The 18,564-nt window shown below is 42.8% G+C and carries 14 protein-coding genes and 1 pseudogene; 3 read left to right on the plus strand and 12 right to left on the minus strand.

The annotated features are described in order from the left end of the window. Window positions 1-44 precede the first annotated feature (44 nt). From KH180_RS03085 to KH180_RS03120, 8 genes and pseudogenes are all read right to left on the minus strand, one after another. A complete protein-coding gene (locus KH180_RS03085) occupies window positions 45-2,303 on the minus strand; it encodes an ABC transporter permease (protein WP_290756260.1) in 2,259 nt (752 codons plus the stop codon). Continuing rightward, window positions 2,303-3,004, minus strand: coding sequence for an ABC transporter ATP-binding protein (locus KH180_RS03090; RefSeq protein ID WP_290756262.1), 702 nt, complete (start codon window positions 3,002-3,004; stop codon window positions 2,303-2,305). Before KH180_RS03090 ends, KH180_RS03085 begins: the two co-directional genes overlap by 1 nt. Then, complete coding sequence (locus tag KH180_RS03095; protein WP_290756264.1) at window positions 3,001-3,603, minus strand: TetR/AcrR family transcriptional regulator; 603 nt, start codon at window positions 3,601-3,603, stop codon at window positions 3,001-3,003. The genes KH180_RS03090 and KH180_RS03095 overlap by 4 nt, the downstream gene beginning before the upstream one ends. A 214-nt stretch (window positions 3,604-3,817) precedes the next feature. Further along, window positions 3,818-6,181: an ABC transporter permease gene (locus KH180_RS03100; protein ID WP_290756266.1), complete on the minus strand. Its 2,364-nt coding sequence runs from the start codon at window positions 6,179-6,181 to the stop codon at window positions 3,818-3,820. Window position 6,182: 1 nt separating this feature from the next. Beyond that, window positions 6,183-6,941, minus strand: a complete 759-nt coding sequence (locus tag KH180_RS03105; RefSeq protein WP_290756268.1) for an ABC transporter ATP-binding protein — start codon at window positions 6,939-6,941, stop codon at window positions 6,183-6,185. 52 nt (window positions 6,942-6,993) lie between these two features. After that, window positions 6,994-8,121, minus strand: coding sequence for a sensor histidine kinase (locus KH180_RS03110; protein ID WP_290756270.1), 1,128 nt, complete (start codon window positions 8,119-8,121; stop codon window positions 6,994-6,996). A 3-nt stretch (window positions 8,122-8,124) separates the two neighbouring features. Further along, complete coding sequence (locus KH180_RS03115; protein ID WP_290756272.1) at window positions 8,125-8,805, minus strand: response regulator transcription factor; 681 nt, start codon at window positions 8,803-8,805, stop codon at window positions 8,125-8,127. 60 nt (window positions 8,806-8,865) lie between these two features. Next, window positions 8,866-10,521: pseudogene (locus KH180_RS03120) on the minus strand (DUF2075 domain-containing protein). 390 nt (window positions 10,522-10,911) lie between these two features. Here KH180_RS03120 and KH180_RS03125 point away from each other — a divergent pair. From KH180_RS03125 to KH180_RS03135, 3 genes are all read left to right on the plus strand, one after another. Next, a complete protein-coding gene (locus KH180_RS03125) occupies window positions 10,912-11,499 on the plus strand; it encodes an HD domain-containing protein (RefSeq protein WP_290756274.1) in 588 nt (195 codons plus the stop codon). A 163-nt stretch (window positions 11,500-11,662) separates the two neighbouring features. Continuing rightward, window positions 11,663-11,926, plus strand: coding sequence for a CD3324 family protein (locus KH180_RS03130; RefSeq protein WP_290756276.1), 264 nt, complete (start codon window positions 11,663-11,665; stop codon window positions 11,924-11,926). A gap of 187 nt (window positions 11,927-12,113) precedes the next feature. Further along, window positions 12,114-13,442 (plus strand): hypothetical protein, encoded by a 1,329-nt coding sequence (locus tag KH180_RS03135; protein ID WP_290756278.1) that lies wholly within the window; start codon window positions 12,114-12,116, stop codon window positions 13,440-13,442. Between the two features lie 15 nt (window positions 13,443-13,457). Here KH180_RS03135 and KH180_RS03140 read toward each other — a convergent pair whose 3' ends face one another. From KH180_RS03140 to KH180_RS03155, 4 genes are all read right to left on the minus strand, one after another. Further along, window positions 13,458-15,572: a sensor domain-containing phosphodiesterase gene (locus KH180_RS03140; RefSeq protein ID WP_290756280.1), complete on the minus strand. Its 2,115-nt coding sequence runs from the start codon at window positions 15,570-15,572 to the stop codon at window positions 13,458-13,460. A 106-nt stretch (window positions 15,573-15,678) separates the two neighbouring features. After that, a complete protein-coding gene (locus tag KH180_RS03145) occupies window positions 15,679-17,052 on the minus strand; it encodes an MATE family efflux transporter (RefSeq protein WP_290756282.1) in 1,374 nt (457 codons plus the stop codon). 109 nt (window positions 17,053-17,161) lie between these two features. Next, window positions 17,162-17,722: a TetR/AcrR family transcriptional regulator gene (locus KH180_RS03150; protein WP_290756284.1), complete on the minus strand. Its 561-nt coding sequence runs from the start codon at window positions 17,720-17,722 to the stop codon at window positions 17,162-17,164. A gap of 59 nt (window positions 17,723-17,781) precedes the next feature. Next, the gene (locus tag KH180_RS03155; protein ID WP_290756286.1) at window positions 17,782-18,525 is read right to left on the minus strand and encodes an SDR family NAD(P)-dependent oxidoreductase; all 744 of its coding nucleotides are present in this window, start codon (window positions 18,523-18,525) and stop codon (window positions 17,782-17,784) included. Window positions 18,526-18,564: the final 39 nt, after the last annotated feature.

The following is an 18,564-nucleotide window of genomic DNA, read 5'->3' on the forward strand; positions in this document are numbered from 1 at the left end:
CAGCTTTTCTGCTGTGCCGGTTTTCTAATCTGCACGGATATCTGTTATTCTTTTGACTTCAATGCCTCTGCCATTTGAATCCCTGGTATTTTCCCCGATACCACACGGCTGATAAACCAAGATAAAACCATGGTTCCCACAGCACTAATCAGCCAGGAAGTCCACCGGATATAAACCGGGATATCCATTGACTCCTGGACTGTAGAGAGCATATAACAGAGCAGTCCGTACCCCGCCGGAAGCCCCAGAAGTATTCCGGCCGCACAGATCCATATATTCTGCTGAATCATGATGGTCCGGATCTGGCTGTCCTGAAATCCAAGTACTTTTAAGGTGGCAAACTCCCGGTATCTTTCCAGATAGGAGAGAACGCCCAGATTGTACAGCATGACACTGCCGAGAAGCACGGCGCCAAACACCAGGATACCGATCATCATTACCATGCCCGCCATCAGGTCATCCATACTTTTTGTTAAATCCTTCTGCCGGGAGACTGTACATTGCTTTTCATAGTTTCCAAATCCGTTCTTCGGTATTTTCCCAATGACTGCCGTCGGTCTAAAGACCATGCCGCATTTCTGGAAATCAGATCTCATTACCGTGATACCCTGACTGGATGGTGTCCGTATAACTGCCCGTACTTTGGAGCGGATCTCTCTTTTCTCTCCGGATACCTTCCACACAACAGTATCCCCCTTTTTGATCTTTAATTGATCCGCAGTCTTTTTTGACACAGCGATCCCATCCCTGATCTCTGTAAACTGATCAAGCTTCACTGCCAGTCTGAGATACTTGGCTGACTCCTGGACAGTTAAGCTCACCTCTTTCTGTTTTCCGCTTTTTTTGACAGCGGCCGTCCCCTCCATCAGATATTCTCCGTCCGTCTTTTGCAGCAGATCCTTCTGCCCTTTTTTATCCGGCAGATCAGTGATTTTACACTGGTAGGACTGCTGTTTGTGAAAGGTCCAGTCTGAAAGATTTGTAAAGGTATCATACAGAGAAAAAGCGCAGAACAAGAGAGCCGTACATCCGAGGATTCCGCATACAGTCATAAAACCCCTGAGACGGTTCCTGCTGATATCCCTTAGATTCCACCGGCTGGAAAAAGACAGTATCCTGGAAAGCTTCACAGGATTTCTGCTGCTCTTAGGCGGTACCTCCCCTCCAAGACTTTCCGCCGCTGTTCCCCTTAAATAGTTCCGGCAGACAAACAGGCTGATGCCCAGACAGAGACCGATACATCCCAAAGGCAGCACTGCAAATGCTGACGGAAGGCTTCCCTGCCAGCGGGGCAGTATATACATCTCTTTTAAAAACCGATAAATCATCCCTGGAAGCATCCTGTATCCCAAAATATAACCCAGTCCAACACCGGCAGCACAAATCAGCAAACTGTGAGTCAGATAGTGGAGTGTAAGCTTTTGCTTTGAGAATCCAAGCGCTTTCAAAATGCCAATCTGCGTTCTCTGATTTTTCAGCATTCTGTGCATGGTAGTCACCGTGATCATTAAGGCCATGAGAAGAAAAGCCCCGGAAAAAATATCTCCGATGGACTGGTGCTGTCTGATCTCATCTGTGATCATGGAGACTGCCGGGTGATCTTTTTTTAAAACTTCCGTCATTCCGTAATCTCCGAGAATCTTTCCGGCCAGCTTCTGCTCTTTATGAGATTTGTAAGCTTTCAGCGCGATCTGATTATAGGGAAGCGGTCCGGATACAGGGAACAGCTTTGGGCTGATCCATGCAAATCCGCTGTTTTTGTGGTCAGGTGCCATGGTATCATTTCCTGCGCTGTAGATATATTCAGGACTTAAAACCAGACCAAGAATCTTTCCGGACACCTTTCTGTTTCCCTGGACAATGGTAATCATATCCCCTGTTTTACAGCTGTTTTCTTTGGCAAACAGTTCATCCAGCCAGATTCCCTTTTTTGAGCTGTCAAATGCTTCCCCTGATTTTACATAAAGCCTGGATATCTCATTTGTCTCCGCAAAATAGCAGTCTAAAGATGTTTTATCCTTTCCTTCCAGATTCATCGGAAGAAAAAGGCGGCCTTCCGCTTTTTCCACCCGCTTGTCGCTTTTTAGCTTCTCTATCTCTGCTTTGGAGAAAACCTTTTTGTAAGCCCACTGGTCCGCCAGCTCCTGCCGGTCTATGTACGACTTCCAGCTGTTTTGAAGGCCGTTCCACTCCCCTGTGATACCGGAAAATAGAAAACAGCCAAAAAACATCATAAGAAAAATAGCCAGAAACTGCACTTTATTTTTCCTGATATCACGAAATGTCTTTTTGATCAAAAGCATTACCACTCCACCTCACTTATCTTAAGAGGGGACGGATTCGTCTTGATGCCTGTGATCTCTCCGTTTTTAACGCAGATGACCTTATCTGCCGCTTGTGCTATGCCTGCATTATGAGTGACGATCAGTGTTGTTTTTTTCTCCGCCCTGCACAGCTTCCACAGCTGCTCCAGCACCAGGCAGCCTGTCTCACTGTCCAAAGCCCCGGTGGGCTCATCACAGAGAAGGATATCCGGATTCTTGGCGATCGCCCTGGCGATGGAAACTCTCTGCTGCTCTCCCCCTGACAGCTGGTCCGGGAATTTATGTTCATGCCCCCGGAGTCCCACTCTCTCCAATGCTTCTTTTGCAGGGATGGCCCCCTTTTTGAGTTCTCCCATTAAAGCTACATTTTCACTGACAGTCAGAGTGGGAATCAGATTATAAAACTGGAAAACAAATCCGACCTTCTCTGCCCGGTATCTGGACAGTTCCTTCTCTCCCATGCCGGTGATCTCCTGCCCTGACACCGTGACGTTCCCGCCGTCTGCAGTATCAATCCCTCCAAGAATGTTCAGGATGGTTGACTTTCCGGCTCCGCTGGGCCCTAGAATCACTGTAAACTCCCCCTGCCGGACGGAAAAAGAGACATCTTTCAGCGCGTAAGTTTCACTGATTCCTGTATGATAAATTTTATTCACATGACAAAACTCTAATATTTTCATGGCTTATTCTCCTGATTAATTACCAGTCCCGCACAGAGCATACGGAATACTTTGATAAATTCTTTCTGGGCCTCTATGGAATCCTGATGCTGCAAAAGTACATGCCGGATGCAGGCAATAAACATTTCAGTGATAATATCCACATACGGCGAATCGCTGTCCTCAAGTCCCAGATGCCATGCCATATGTTCCTTAAACTGCCCTATAAAATATTCTTTGACTTTTAAAAAACGTGTTGTTTTCAGGTCAAACAAAATAAGAAGCCGTCTGTCCATCATATACTGAAGCTCCGTCTCCTCCATTACTTTAAAGACATCCTCCATCTGTGTAAATGCTTCTTTGAGTTCTTCCAAAGTATAAACCCGCTGTTCTTTTTCAAAATGCTGCTTCACAAGCTTGTGAAGCCCTTCTATGGGCTCCTTCAGCAATTCTTCCAGGATGCCTTCCTTGCTGTCATAATAATGATAGATATTGCCTATCGTTGTATTTGCTTTTTTTGCAATCACTCTCATGGAGGCCCCTTCGTAGCCATGGATCAGAAATTCTTCCTGTGCCTTCTCTAGTATTGTTTCTCTGATTTCCTCTTTTTTAATCTGCATCGTTCTACCTCCCAGGTCCATCATATCCAGTTTTTCTGCTCCTTACAACTCGATTCTGCTTATAAAAATCAAAACTTATCAAGCGCTCATTATTGACGTATCATCAAAATGGAATGAAGAAGAAACCCCATAAAAATTAAGCAGGGATCATAAGTATCCCTGCTTAGTTTAATATTCTTACTGTCATTAAATAATCATTTTTTTCTTAAGCTTATTACACATCCTCTGACAGCTGTCTGACTCCATATTTTTTTATTACCCTGGATATTGAATAGGAGAAAGCGATTAAAAATACCGTCAGAATAACCACAGGAGTTACAACACCCGCTGCTGTGATCTCCGCATGAAATCTTGTAATACCTATGCTGCCAAATAAAGCACCAAACATACGGTTCATGAACAGCCGTACAGACAGAACCCCCAACAGAGCCCCCGACAAACCAATGATTCCAAAGCCCAAGGCAAACTGAAGCCTCAGCTGCCGGACCTGATATCCAAGACTTCTCTGGACAGCCAGATCCCTTTTCTGCTGTTTTAAAAATGTCATAGAGAGAAGAAATGTGATGAATCCCGACATACAGAGACATAAAACATAAAACAGGACAACCAAAGCCAAAATTCCATTCTGGATATCTGACATCATCCCTTCCATCTGGTCTCTGACACTTTCTGTCTTCAGATCAAGCCCGGCATTCTTTCCTATCTGTCCAATCCTTTTTATCACTTTTTGTTCTTTTGACTGATCTTTCAGAAGGATTTCACAGGAATGGTATCTGTAGCCAGAAGCAATCTTACGGAATCCTTCAAATGTCATACATCCGATTTTTCCCCCATCGTTGCTAGACTGATACAATCCGACCACCAGGTACTTCTTCTCTTTTCCCTCATAAGTGATTTGTACCGTATCCCCAATATTTTTTGAGAGATATTTTGAAGATATTTCTGTCAGCATCATCTCATTGTCATACTTCGGTATCCGCCCATCAAGCGGCTCCTGATAATTTCCGTCAGAAAACCTGCTGATTACGGACAGGAGCATCTTCTGCCCGTCCATATCCACGTATTCATGTTCTGACGAATAAACAGACCGGACATCCTTTTCCTGCTCCATGGCCCTCATAAATTTCTCAAAACTGTCGTTTTCCTCTGTACCCGGCGTAAGCGTCTCGGACACGGAAATATCAGAGTCTGTGTTTCCGAACAGTGCCGCTGTTTTTTTAATGTCCTTCATATTTTCGTTCAGTGCAGAAATGCTGACCAAAGAAAAAACCATAAAACCGCACACAATAATCAAAAGCATATATTGAGACAGACGGACGGATACATTTTTCACTGCCATTCTAAACGGCAGCGGCAGAAATGCTAAACGCTCCAAAGGAACCTGATATCTCTTTTTAAAATAAATATCTTCCTTTCCATTGCGGATCGCCTGTATGGTAGAAAGTTTATAAATTCTTTTAAGGCTGAGCCAGGAAACCAGCAGCACAAATGCTGCCATAACAGTCACAGAGGCCAGGATTAGTGCCGGGCGGACACCGCCGTGCCATAAGATCCCTGAACCGTCCATGGCATACCTCGCCAGCGGGGATACGGTAAATACCGATCCGGTACATCCGCCTGCACTGCCAAGAATAAATAAAAGTATCATATACAGCATCTTCCCCGATACCAGTGTCCTCTTTGAGTAACCAAGTGCATTCAGAACACCGATTTCCTTATAATCGTCCTCCAGAGACGAGGCAATCAGATACCGGATGGTAATGAGCATGATAACCAGTAATAGAAGGCTGAACAGAAAGATCAGTCCCATAAAAATGTCTGTAAGGATCATTGATGACATCTTCATCATAGAGCTTTCCATATACAGAGAACCGCTTCTGGAAAACCCTGTCTTTTCATTCAAAGTTTTCATCCGGGCAGTAAAATTTGTGCCGGCATCCGCTTTCGTCCAAAGGCTGACTAAAGCAGCCTGATAGTGCTGGGCTCCCGGTGATTTCATCAGTTCACGGAAGGTCTCCTGATCCAGAAAAAGCTGCTTATATCCGGTCATGGCTCCTCCCAAAAAGGGATCCTCAAAAAATCCTGCAATGGGATACTTCTTTTTCTGCCCTGACATCTGCAGTGTGACGGTATCCTGCAGCTTTAACTGTTCTGAGGACTGCAAGGATACAGGGACATATATTCCTTTTGTGTGCAGGCTCCCTTCTGTCAAGGTATACTTCTTAGGAACTGTCCGGATAATAATCCCGTTTGAAAACCATTGGTTCCCGCCGAATCTGACACTGTTGTCTTCTCCCAGCAAAAAAATATCTTCCTTCTGGACATCTTCCGTTTCTGTTTGTTTTTTAAGACTCTGACAGACTTTTTCCGCCTCTGGCTTTTGCTGTTTTGTAAAAATATTGATGACTTCCGGGGCATTTACCTTTTGTGCCATGAGGTCATACTGTTCCCTGCTCTGCCACAGAACGGATACTGCAGTGGTCATCAAAAGGGTGATCAGCAGGCTTAATAGAATTAAGATCACCGTCTGGCTTTTCCTCTTCCGGATATCATTTTTTATGACCATAAAGATTCCCATGCTACCACCCCATTCCTGACAGCCAGCCGATCAGCTGTTTCTCCCGGATAGGGGCGCCTGCCTCCTCATAAGGCGGCAGACTTAATTCTCCCTCGATCTTCCCGTCTTTTAAGTACAAAATGCGGTCAGCTCTTAAAGCTGCCTTTAAATCATGGGTCACAACCAGAATATTCTGGCCTGCCCGGCACAGAGAATAAAGCAGATCTAAAATTTCTTTGCCGGAAGCTGAATTAAGAGCACCCGTGGGCTCATCCGCAAACAGGATCTTAGGGCAGTTGATCAAAGCCCTTGCGATGGCACATCTCTGCTGCTGGCCCCCGGACATCTGCGACGGCAGCCTCCGGGAAAGATCCGGGATACCGGTTCTCTCCATAAGCTCCTGTGCCTCCTGATGTGTTTCCTTTTTACTCCGTCCTTTCTTTAAATAACCCGCCGTGCAAATGTTTTCAAAGCAGGTTAAATGAGACAGGAGATTCATCTGCTGAAAAATAAAACCGGCCGTCTCCTGGCGGAACCGGGCAGTATCCCGGTCCTTCTTTTTGTGTACTGGTTCTCCGCAGACAGAAACTGTCCCGCTGGTAGCTGGATCCATACCGCTCAGCATATAAAGCAAAGTCGACTTTCCCGAACCGCTGGGGCCCATAATAACCGTAAATTGTCCGTCATAAATTTTCAGGTCAATATTTCTTAAGACGTGAAGCTGCTGTCCTTCGCTGGCATAGCTTTTACATAGGTTTGATGTCTCGATGATTGTTTTCATGTATTACTCCTCCTTATGCTGCTATCCTAACAAGAGAAATATTAAAAAGTCTTTAAATAGCCTGCTTCTCTTTCAGAAGATACAGAGAAACCTGGAGCCCTGCTTTATTTTCCAGTTCCAGTTTCCCTTCCATCTGTCTCATCAGTACATCACTTAAATACAGTCCAAGCCCCGCTCCCTGCTGATCCAGGGCATTCCTCCCCCGGTAAAATTTCTGCTTCGCATATAAGAAATCCTGCTCAGGTATTCCAGGGCCTGAATCTTTGATACAGATGATGACATACTCTTTTTGTTCTTCAACTTTGATCTCTGCCGGAAACCCTTCTGCATATTTTCTGGCATTTCCAAGAATATTGTCAATCACTTGGATGAGACGCCTCTCATCTGCAAAAACTGTCCCCCGCACATCGCATGGAAATACCGCTGTCCCTGCCTCACCAAGCGGACACAGCACTCTTTCATAAATATCTTGTAAGTCCGTTGGTACAGGCACCACTTCCAGCCTGTCCATATCATTCAGGGAATGCAAAAACAGATCATCTGTCAGCGCACTGACTTCATCACATTTTCTCATGATTGTTTCAAGATACCGTTCCCGCTTCTCTGGAGAAGAGTCCAGATTCATGGAAAGTCCTTCACAATAGTTTCGGATATTGGCAACCGGTGTCTTTATATCGTGGGAGATTCCTGCAATCATTGTTTTGTTCTGCTCCTTGGCTGCTTCTTCTTTCTTTCTGGCTTCTCTGATTTCAGTTCTCATACAGTCAAAGGCCCAGGTAAATGCCCCAAAAGTCTTAGAACGTTCCGCTGCTAAAGGAAAATCCAAGTTTCCTTTAGCAATCTCCCCGGCAAAGTGTTCCATTCTGGAAATCGGACGTATATCATGAAAATAAAAGTACAGAAAAAAACACGACATACCTGCAAACAGTATGCCGCAGACTGTACCGTACACTCTTACTAATGACAGATTTCCTGTTCCGGCGGATAAACTCACTGCCTTTTTTAATAAAGCTTCTTGCTGGGCTTTTGTGAGAGATTGGTCGTGGAACATCTCATTCCATACAGGGAGCATCTTATTGGAAGGATTTGAATTCTTTTTTATGTACAATCCCCCTATACATATAAGGACAAGGAACAAGATATAGGACACAAGGACAACTCTTAAAAAATGCTTTTTCATTTCCTACTCCTCAAAACGGTAACCCTTACCGTAAACGGTCAGGATATGCTTCGGATCCGAGGGATCTTTTTCGATCTTCTCCCTCAGCCACCGGATATGGACTGCCAGCACGGAGGGCGTGGATTCCGATCCATACCCCCATATTTCTGTAAACAACCGCTCTTTTGTCAGGATCTCCCCCGGATGGGCCGCGAGATAAACAAGCAGCTCATACATCTTTAAGGTCAGTTCCAATGGTCTGCCCGCTTTCTTTACTGTCTGCCTTTTCTGGTCAATGATGATGTCGGAAAAACTGAGCGGCTGTAAAACGGAATATCCATAGGTTCTCCGGAGCAGTGCCAGAACTCTGGAATGCAGTTCTGCCAGTGAATATGGTTTGGAGAGGTAATCATCTCCGCCGAGCATCAGCCCTTTTACCTTATCTGTATCACTGGTTCTTGCAGAGATGAAAATAACCGGGACCTGTGTTTCTTTTCTGAGTTTTTCTATAAATTGAAAACCGTTCATTCCCGGCAGATTGATGTCCAGGATAATCAGCCTGATTGGATGCAGGTACAAAGCTTCAAATGCCTCTTCTGCACTGCCTGCACGGAGACATCCAAGTTTCTTTTGTTCCATGTAATCTATGGCGATCTCTGCAAGATCCTTGTCGTCTTCTACGATCAATATTTCTGGTTGGAGCATATGTTTCCCTCCTGTTTGTTTACTCATTATATCATAACTTTGGAGGGGAGTTGGTTCCACTCAATGATCCTGCCTTGAAGCCTCTTCCAAAGCTTTCCTCAACTCTTTATCATAAGCATAAATATACAATCCATTAACTCCCCGAGTCATCAAAACCCTCACTTCATGCTGGATCAATGTATCTCCGAATTTCTTTTTAGTCCCATCTGATAATTTACGATTTTGTTTTGCTTTTTGGTTAAAACTTTTGTTTGAATCAAAAACAATTTTTCCGTCACGATATTTTACGGACGGCCCAAGAATCAAACCTGCATAATTCAGATCGAATCCCTGAATTGTAAATGTGGATCCCACCTCATCAATGGTCTGCGGCTGCTCTGCCCAGGAAAGTGTTTTGTTTTTCCGCTTTTGTTTTCTTTCCATGTCTTTTGACAACTCACGGTTCCATGGTTTATGCCAATCACCAATCACTACCTCCCAATATTTCTGCATTCTCTTTTCCATTGATGAATTCTGGCTGTATTCCCAATCATAAGTTGCAATGAGCCTGGATAATTTATGCTCCTGTTCTCCCGCTTTTTTCTTAATTGCTGCCTCAAGCTCCGATGGCTGAGCAAAAACTTTTATTTCATATCCGGTCTTATCCATTGGAATTTCTGACAGACTTTTATTCTTTGTAAAATTATCGATCCAAGAAATTGTTTCATCCGATGCATTCATTCTCATCTGTTTTGTCAATTCAAAATAGTTTCCGCTCTTTTTTGCTTTCTTCCGATATTTATCTAAGATCTGTTCTTCCCAATATTGCTCTGTAGTTAATATTTGATTTTCGTCAAACATAATCACCGTAACCCTGGCCCTTTTTATAATATCCTCAAGCTGGTTTTTTCCTCGGTATGACTATTTCCCACGTGTTAGCAATAAATGAGCCTCATCAATAAATGCTACATCAACTGGCTCATCCTCTGAATGGTTGTTGATAAATGACGTTGGTTTGCATACAACTTCTTTTCCTTCTTTATTCTTCAGACCCAGTTTCCCGGCAATTTGTTTATAGACATTAATCTGCTCATCATGATTTACGAGTAGATAACATTGCAGATTTTCTTTTTTTCGTTCTTCTGCCTTCAGAAATACTTCATAAAAAGTGCTGCTGCTGAGAACAGTTTTGCCTGTCCCGGCTTCTCCGTCAATAAAAATAAACTGCCCCCGTTTGTTCTTATCAAATGCGGTAAAAACCTTCTCAATTATTTTTTCTTTTATTTCTTCCTGCTCCTGCGTCAGCTTATGTAATGGTGATGCTTTAAAAAAGGCTGAATCTTTTATAGAACTTTCTGCTGGAAATAAAACTTCATCTCTTTTTCTTAAATCATTCCAGATTTTTCGGAAGATGGCATCTGCCTCACAATCCGGATAATACCTGTTTTGGGGATTTGTCCTTTTATTGTGCATCCTTTTGACAGATTCTGCTCCCATCATGTAATGCATTAAACGATTTTCAATATCCAGAGTAAAAGATTTATTAAAATGATCATATCCGATGATATATAACCTGGCTGATTTCTTTTTAAGTTGATACTGCCATTTTGTTTTATCTCCTGACTGGTCGAAATGTTGTTTTGTCCTCTGCAGCACGTTGTTTGATTCTCCAACATATACCTCATAGCCTTCTCCATTTTTCCAATTATGAATGTAAACTGTCGGATAATCTAGCATAACAGACCGTTCCTTTTTAGAAGATTTATTTTCTAACTTTCCATGAAAAGATTGTAAACTTTCTATATCATCTTTTATTTCATTGACTATAATCTCCACATCCGTTCCTTGTATGATGCTTATGAAAATATAAGCTTCTACGTTTCCTTTCTAATAAAAATATTTATGTCTCATAAAATACCTATACTGTCTTACATTTTTCGTCTTAAATCTGCAAATTGGAATTATTCCTTCTTAAATTCTAATATCTCCCTCTGTAAATGTCAAACTTAGATCTGCCCAATCATACCGCTATAAACTTCCATTCCACACTGTTTTACTTTCCCTATCTCAAGTGCTAAAATAAAACCAGAACAACTGACAAAAATCATAACAGCAAAGGAGGATTCAATGGAAACGGCATTAACTCGGGATGAAGCTTTAGAACTTCTAAAGAAATATAATAAAGAGCCCTTCCACATCCAGCACGCACTGACAGTGGAAGGTGTCATGAGATGGTATGCCAATGAACTTGGTTATGGTCAGGAGGAAGAGTACTGGGGAATTGCAGGTCTCCTCCACGACATTGATTTTGAACTTTATCCGGAAGAACACTGCCAAAAGGCCCCGGAACTTTTGCGGGAAGTCGGTGCAGGAGAGGATATCATACATTCTGTCTGTTCCCATGGCTATGGGATTTGTTCCGATATCAGTCCGGACCACCAAATGGAAAAAGTTTTGTTTGCTGCAGATGAACTGACCGGTCTCATCGGGGCTGCTGCGCTGATGAGGCCTTCTAAAAGTGTACAGGATATGAAGGTATCCAGCATCCGCAAAAAGTTTAAGGATAAAAAGTTTGCCGCAGGATGCTCCCGGGACATCATTTCACAGGGTGCCCAAAATCTCGGATGGGAGCTGAGTGAACTTTTTGAGAAAACCATCCTCGCTATGCGTTCCTGTGAAGATTCCATCCTGCAGGAAATGCAGAGCTATAAATAACAGGGGGTGATCGTTATGTGTATCAACAAAAAAAGAAAGACAGATGACAGTCTCCATGCAGGGCCTGCTGAAAGAAGCGCCGGCTGTATGGAGTAAAAAGGCGCTGTCTTATTTTCACAGCCTTGCATCCAGAAACAACAATGTTTAAGGAGTGAGGCTAATTATGAAATATCAAAACGCAGCTTCTGTTCTTCCCGCATCCCTTTTAGAACAGCTTCAGGATTATGTACAGGGAGATTATCTGTATATTCCGAAAAAAGAAGACCAGTACAAAAAATGGGGCGACAGGACTGGAAGCCGGATCAGGACTGCTCAGCGCAATCAATGCATCCGTGAAGATTTTTATTCTGGAAAATCTATAGAAGAATTATCTGACATGTACTTTCTTTCCGTACACACCATACGGAAAATCGTATATGGCAGATAAATGAACTGAAATAAACTCAGAAAGCAGTGAATCATCCATATCTTGGTATTCACTGCTTTCTTTGATTGACTGCTGTTATAGGTGATATTAAACTATCTGTTTCATAAGTATAAAACAATTCTGTATGATCTGAGATATAGATGATTCCTCACACTTCTGCTATCTTTTGATACAGGAGGTGTCAATTATGAAACAACATCAAAACACAGCTTCTTTCGGATTTTCAGAAGCTGATATTACCCCTGAAAGGCCGGCAGAATTAGTGGGATTTCCCAGAACCGATAATAGTTCCCGCGGTATCCTTCATCCTTTGAAATCCCAGATTCTCATCATTCAGGCTCCCGGAGAAACCGTTTGTCTGACAACAGTGGACAGCCTGGGCTTTACAGTGGAGCTGACTCTCAGCTTAAGAAAGCAGCTGGCCAAAGTACTGAAGATTCCCACGGAGAAGATTATGATTTGTTTTTCTCACACTCATTCTGCACCCAATGCGGCAGCGGAACCCGCCTACTTTTCCTTTGTTTGCAGTCAGATCTGCGCTGCGGCAAAGCAGGCGGCAATAAATATGAATCCGTTCTTTGCCGCCTGGGGGATTGGGGATCATTTGATCGGCATAAACAGAAGATCAGAAACGTCCCCTGAAGAATCCAGACTTGGGATTTTAAAACTGTCAGATCCGGACGGAGTTCCTTCCTTTCTTCTTCTCAGAGTGTCCGCCCATGCTAATGTGCTCACCAGTGATAATTACAAAATTTCTTCTGATTATTTTTCTCTTACAAGGCAAAAGCTTTCGGAAGCCTTCGGATGTCCTGTTATGATGGTTCAGGGAGCATCCGGGAATCTCCGGCCAAGATTCCAACAGGAGAATGCAGCTTTTATGGAGATTCAGGGCGTGGATGCCTTAGAAAAGCCTTACACTGATTTTGAAAAACAGTTATATTTTCAGCAGAGTATGGATGCATTGGAGAACATGGCTGCCTCTGTTTTTCACTCCGCAGCTCCTGTCATTGCTGGATTAAAAACAGAGCCGGTCCGCCGTCTGTCTATGTTCTCTGTAACCCACCAGTTTGATGCTGATGTCCCCTCGCTGGAATATGCAGATCAAATAGCAAATGAAGCAAAAGCCAAGGCCGGCATAGACGGAAGCGGATGGCTTACAGAAATCCGGAAACTTCACCGCCGGCAGATCCAAGTTCAGACAGCAGATGTAGAATTTCAGTATTTTATATTAAACAGCGGCTGTTTCTGCGGAGTTCCCAATGAAATCATGTGTGAAATTGCACTGGACGTATGGCATCAGTCAGCAGAATCTCTATTTTTCCTGAACGGATACACCAACGGGATTGACAGCTATCTGCCGACTGCGGAAGAATATGACAAAGGCGGGTATGAGGTTCTCTGGTCCAATCTGATATACTATCCATATTACGGAAGAGTTATGGCGCTGAATCGGGAATCTGCCGGGCAGATGGCTTCCTTTGCAGTGACAGACTTCTTACACCGGCTTAAGAGTTAGGCTTCCTATTTCATTTTATTTCTTTAAATTTTTACTTAAGAGCTCATTAAACTGCTCTAAAGATACAGGTTTAGAAAAGAAAAATCCCTGGCCGAATTCACAGGAATAATCGGATAGAAGACGCAGCTGTCCCATAGTCTCAATTCCTTCTGCCAATGTATGTGTGCTGTCAAGTTCCTGACACATTTGAATTGCATTTTTTAATATAACACGGCTTTTACAGTTGCTTTCCAATCCTTCTACCAGCGTTTTATCCATTTTTACTATATCAAAATTCAAATCATTTAATATTGACAAATTGGAATATTGGGATCCAAAATCATCCAGTGAAATCGTAAACCCTTTTTTGATCAGATCATCAATCAGTGTTTGAAGCCTGCCATGATCCATCTTGCTGATACTTTCTGTAACTTCAATCGTTAAATTATCAGGTGAAACATGATATCTGCTGCAGATGTCCATAATTTCATCAACGATATCCGGCTCCATTAATGTGACTCTGGAGAAGTTCACAGAAATTTTCAGTGTAATCCCCTGTCTCTTCCACTTTTTCATTGTCCTGCAGACATCTTCCAGTACAAATAAATCTACATGCCGTATAACTCCTTCCATTTCATAATAAGAGATAAATTTATCAGGCGAAATCAATGTATCTTCTTTCCCTTTTTTTCGCACAAGTGCTTCCGCACCAATGACCTCACCCGTTTTAATATTAATCTGCGGCTGGTAAAATACGACAAATCTATTTTGTGCTATTTCTTCAAGAACCTCACTTGCAATGCCGACTCTGACAGCCTGTCCATTGCTCAGCACCTGTTTATAATAGGACTGTTTTTCAGCGTACATCATTTCATCGGCTTTGGTAACCTGACTGCTGACATCTGTATCTCCTTTCTCCCATGTACACCCTAAAGATACGTCACAGTCCTCTTCTTGAAATTTTTTTCTCAGATCAATTACTTTCTCATAAAATTCATCTTTATCAAAATTTTCAAACAGCAGTACAAACTCATCTCCGCCTATTCGATAAAGATGTGACTCCCCGACTTCCTTCAAAATAGAAGCCACCTTAACAAGCAGACTGTCCCCGTATTTGTGTCCGTAAATATCATTGATCATTTTCAGCCCGTTTACGTCAGCAAAGATAACCCCCAAACATCCGGGCGGATCATTTTCATATCTCTTCAGGACCTCCATATACTTATTGCGGTTTTGTAACCCGGTCAGCATATCTGTATATGATGCAAATTCTAAACTTTTAATCAGATGGCGTTTTTTTAATTCTTCTTTCACAAAATCCGACGATGCCCGCAACAGTGTCAAATCATCCGTAGATCTTGTAGGATCATCAACCCCTATAAACCCAATGATTACTCCATTGTCAAAAAGAGGTGCGGCCAGAAGGCTCTCGATTCCCTGATCCTTTAAAATACGTGATTCTTCTGACTCTGCATCAATCTCTTTACCGACTGAAGTAATAAAAAACTCGCCTTTTTCCTGAAACTGCTTTATCCAGTCCTCAATATATTCCATAGGAATTTCCTGCAGATTGTCAATCTCTGCAGACACATTCGGTGCACACCACTCATAAGTGTTTTTAATTATCTGGCGTTCGAAATCAAACTCAAAAATGTAAGCTCGGCTGGCACGGTAAAAACGGCCTAACTGCTCTAAAAAACTATGAAAAGAGCTGTCATAATCATCACTTGAAGCTAATGTATGGATACACTTGACAAGAATCTGGTCCAGTGTCAGCTGATCTGACATGCGCTGCATTTTTTCTTTTTGGTCCGTAATGTCAACGGCATGTTCCATTCGGCATAAACGGCCGTCAACTTCAATTAAAGTATCATCAACAGCCAGCCAGCAATTCAGCATCTCATTAAAATGTTCCCACTGGTAATGTTTGCCTAATACCAGCTTGTCATTCGTACAGAATGAACATGGTGCATCAAGATTTTGTATTAACTTATAGCATTTTTTCTCCTTATACTCCTCCGGGGAATTTATTCCCAGCATTTTCATTGCAGCCCGCGTCAGATGGATTACCCCATAAGTTTTAACATCTGCTATATAACAAATGCTTTGTTCATGGCCAATGATTAAGGAATCATATTCTTCATAAGTCAAACCAAACCTCCTCTGCTCTTGACCTTTCATCCAGTCAAACATTATTTTTCGAATCATAAAGCTTACATATTATTCTAGTAAATTTCTATAATAAAAGCAATATAATTCAGCTCAATTCGACAGTTTCTCTGTCTTCAGGACCAATTCCCAATATTTCATTCATTTTCCATGCAAACCGAACCGTCACCAGGGCAGCACATATATCTGCTGCCGGCTGTGCCCACAGTATCCCTGAAAGCCCGAACAGCTTCGGGAGAATGAGGATCAGAGGAAAGAAAAAAATCCCCTGCCTTCCAAGGCTTAAAACACTCCCTGCTCCGCCTTTTCCCGCTGAAAGATAAAGGGATGCATATACCATCTGGAATCCGAACGTCAGCAGCAAGACTGCATTCAAACGCAGGGCCTGGCTGCCCAGCAGGATCATTTCAGGATCGGATCCAAACAATCCGACAAGCTGTCCGGAGAAAATGAAACAGATAAACGACATAACAATACAAAAACCGGTGGACCAGAAAATACAGAGCTTTACTGCCTTTCTCAGACGCCTGTACTGTCCGGCTCCGTAATTAAAACCGGCAAATGGCTGAAAACCTTTCATAAAACCAAAAACCACATAAACTCCTACCGTTGTGATTCTGCTGACTGCACCCATAGCTGCCACTGCATAATCCCCATATTCTTTTGCTGCTGTATTGGTCAATCCTAACGCTATACTGGCAAACAGCTGAAATGTAAGTACAGGAATCCCAATTTTTAAAACCTCACGGTAAATTTCCACTTTCGGTGTAATGTTTCGGACAGACAGATGAAGCACTCCTTTTCCTTTGATGATATAGAGTACATACATAAAAGAATTAACACACAGAGAAATCACTGTGGCTTGTGCTGCTCCCTGTATGCCCATGTGCAGTCCGTAGATCAGCAAAGGGTCCAAAATAATATTGAGAACACTTCCGGTTACCATGGCTGCCATTGTAAAACGGGCTGCTCCCTGGGCGGTCAGCAGGTTATTCATCGTCACATTAAATACATTGAGAATTGAACCTGTCACATAGATGACAGCATAGTCTCTGGCATAGGGAAGAATAGTTTCCGTGGCACCAAGCCCGGATAATACCGGTGTCAGGAAAAACAAAATTCCGGCAATAACGCCTGCTCCAGTCAAAAGCCCTGTAAACAGAGCCGTTGATGCAGTCCGGTCAGCCAGTTCATACTCTTTTGCCCCAAGCAGTCTGGATATATAAGAGGAAGCCCCTGCCCCAAACATCATCCCAAGTCCGATCACCAGCTGGACAATGGGGAAAACCACTGAGACAGCCCCCATTTGGCTGGTTCCCAGCCCTCCTACAAAATAAGCGTCTGCCGCATTGTACAGAGCTGAGATCAGCATGCCGATCATAGTTGGAATACCAAGCTTCAGCAATGCTTTTGCTGTCTTCTCCTCACCCAGCAAATTTTTGTTTTTGTTCATTTCTTTCATCTTTCTTACCTCCAAAATTTATTTATCTGAACGGAACTGTTTTCCGGTCAAATCATAGCATTTAATATTGAATATAGATTCAATATTGTTCAATAAAAAAGGAACCGGTTCAAAAACCGATTCCCTGTAAATACATATTTGATATCTTATTTAGTAATTCCATCGCCCATTCCTCACTCTCATAGTGGTATGCGGTCTGCAGCAGTGCGTCTACAAAATTATTGGCTATGATATGCACAAACACCGGATCATAATGGCTTAACAAATCCCGGTGTGAGTTTAGATGATGTTCGATCTCGCTGACCAAACGTTCCTTCTCACCCTCATATTTTGTCTTTGTACTCTTATCCATCATGATGATAAACTGCTTCCGGTGTCTGAAAAGACTGCGGATACAGTCTTCCTCCATCTGGCTCAAATACTGATATCCCCGATGATCCGAAGATCTTTCATCCTTCATGACCCGTTTCCAGTCAAAGCACACTGGTCTTAAAATCTCATCAAACAAGGCTTCTTTATTTTTATAATAGGAGTAAAGAAGACCGGCAGGAATCCCTGCCCTGTCAGCAATGCCGCGGATTGTAGCACGGACGTACCCATGGACATAAAACTCTTCCAGTCCGGCATTGAGTATATTCTCCCTGATTTGATCTTTTAAGACTTGTGCCATAGCCCCTCCCTAATATTGAATACTAGTTCAATATTATAAGAAGTCCGGGATTTTGTCAACTACTGTTTCATCGCTGCTATGAATTTCATCTTTATCGAACCCGGAGGAAGACGAAGCAGCCTGTTTCTCCATCCCGGAACAGAAACACTTTTATTTTTCATGAGGCGCCGATATGCGTACTTAGCTACAGACTCCGGCTCCATGGCTCCGGCAGGGATTTTGGCTCCTTCTCTTTGAAAGAAATCTGTTCTTACTGCACCGGGACATAGAGTGCAGACTTGTATCCCATACTTTCTGGCTTCGTATCTTACTGCCCTGCTGTAGCTTAAGACAAACGCTTTGCTTGCAAAATAAGTCGAAGTATAAGGACCGGGCTGAAAAGCTCCTGAGGATGATATATTAAGCACTTTTCCGCTCTTTTCTTTGTATCGGTCTTTGAGAAAAAGCTTTGTCAGTTCCACAACTGCTCCAACATTTAATGCCAGCATTTTCTGATCTTCTTTCATATCAATGGACTGCGTCTCTCCCTTTAGACCAAACCCGGCATTATTTACAAGTACAGTAATATTCCGTTCTTTTTTTAAAACTTCCCTGTACATTTCTCCTGCCGCACCTGTTTTTGATAAATCCTTTTCATAGACTTCTATTTCAGAATCAAATTCTTCCTTCAGCTTTTCTTTTGCTTTCCAAAGTTTCTCTCTATCAGAAGAAACAAGTATCACTCCAAACTTATTTTGGGCAAAAATCCTTGCAAGCTCAAATCCGATGCCGCCGGACCCGCCCGTTATCAATACATATTCCATAAGAATCGCTCCTTTCTTCCTATGTATTGTAAAACGGCA

The sequence above is a fragment of the Anaerostipes sp. genome, from assembly GCF_018381315.1.
Lineage (GTDB): Bacteria > Bacillota > Clostridia > Lachnospirales > Lachnospiraceae > Anaerostipes.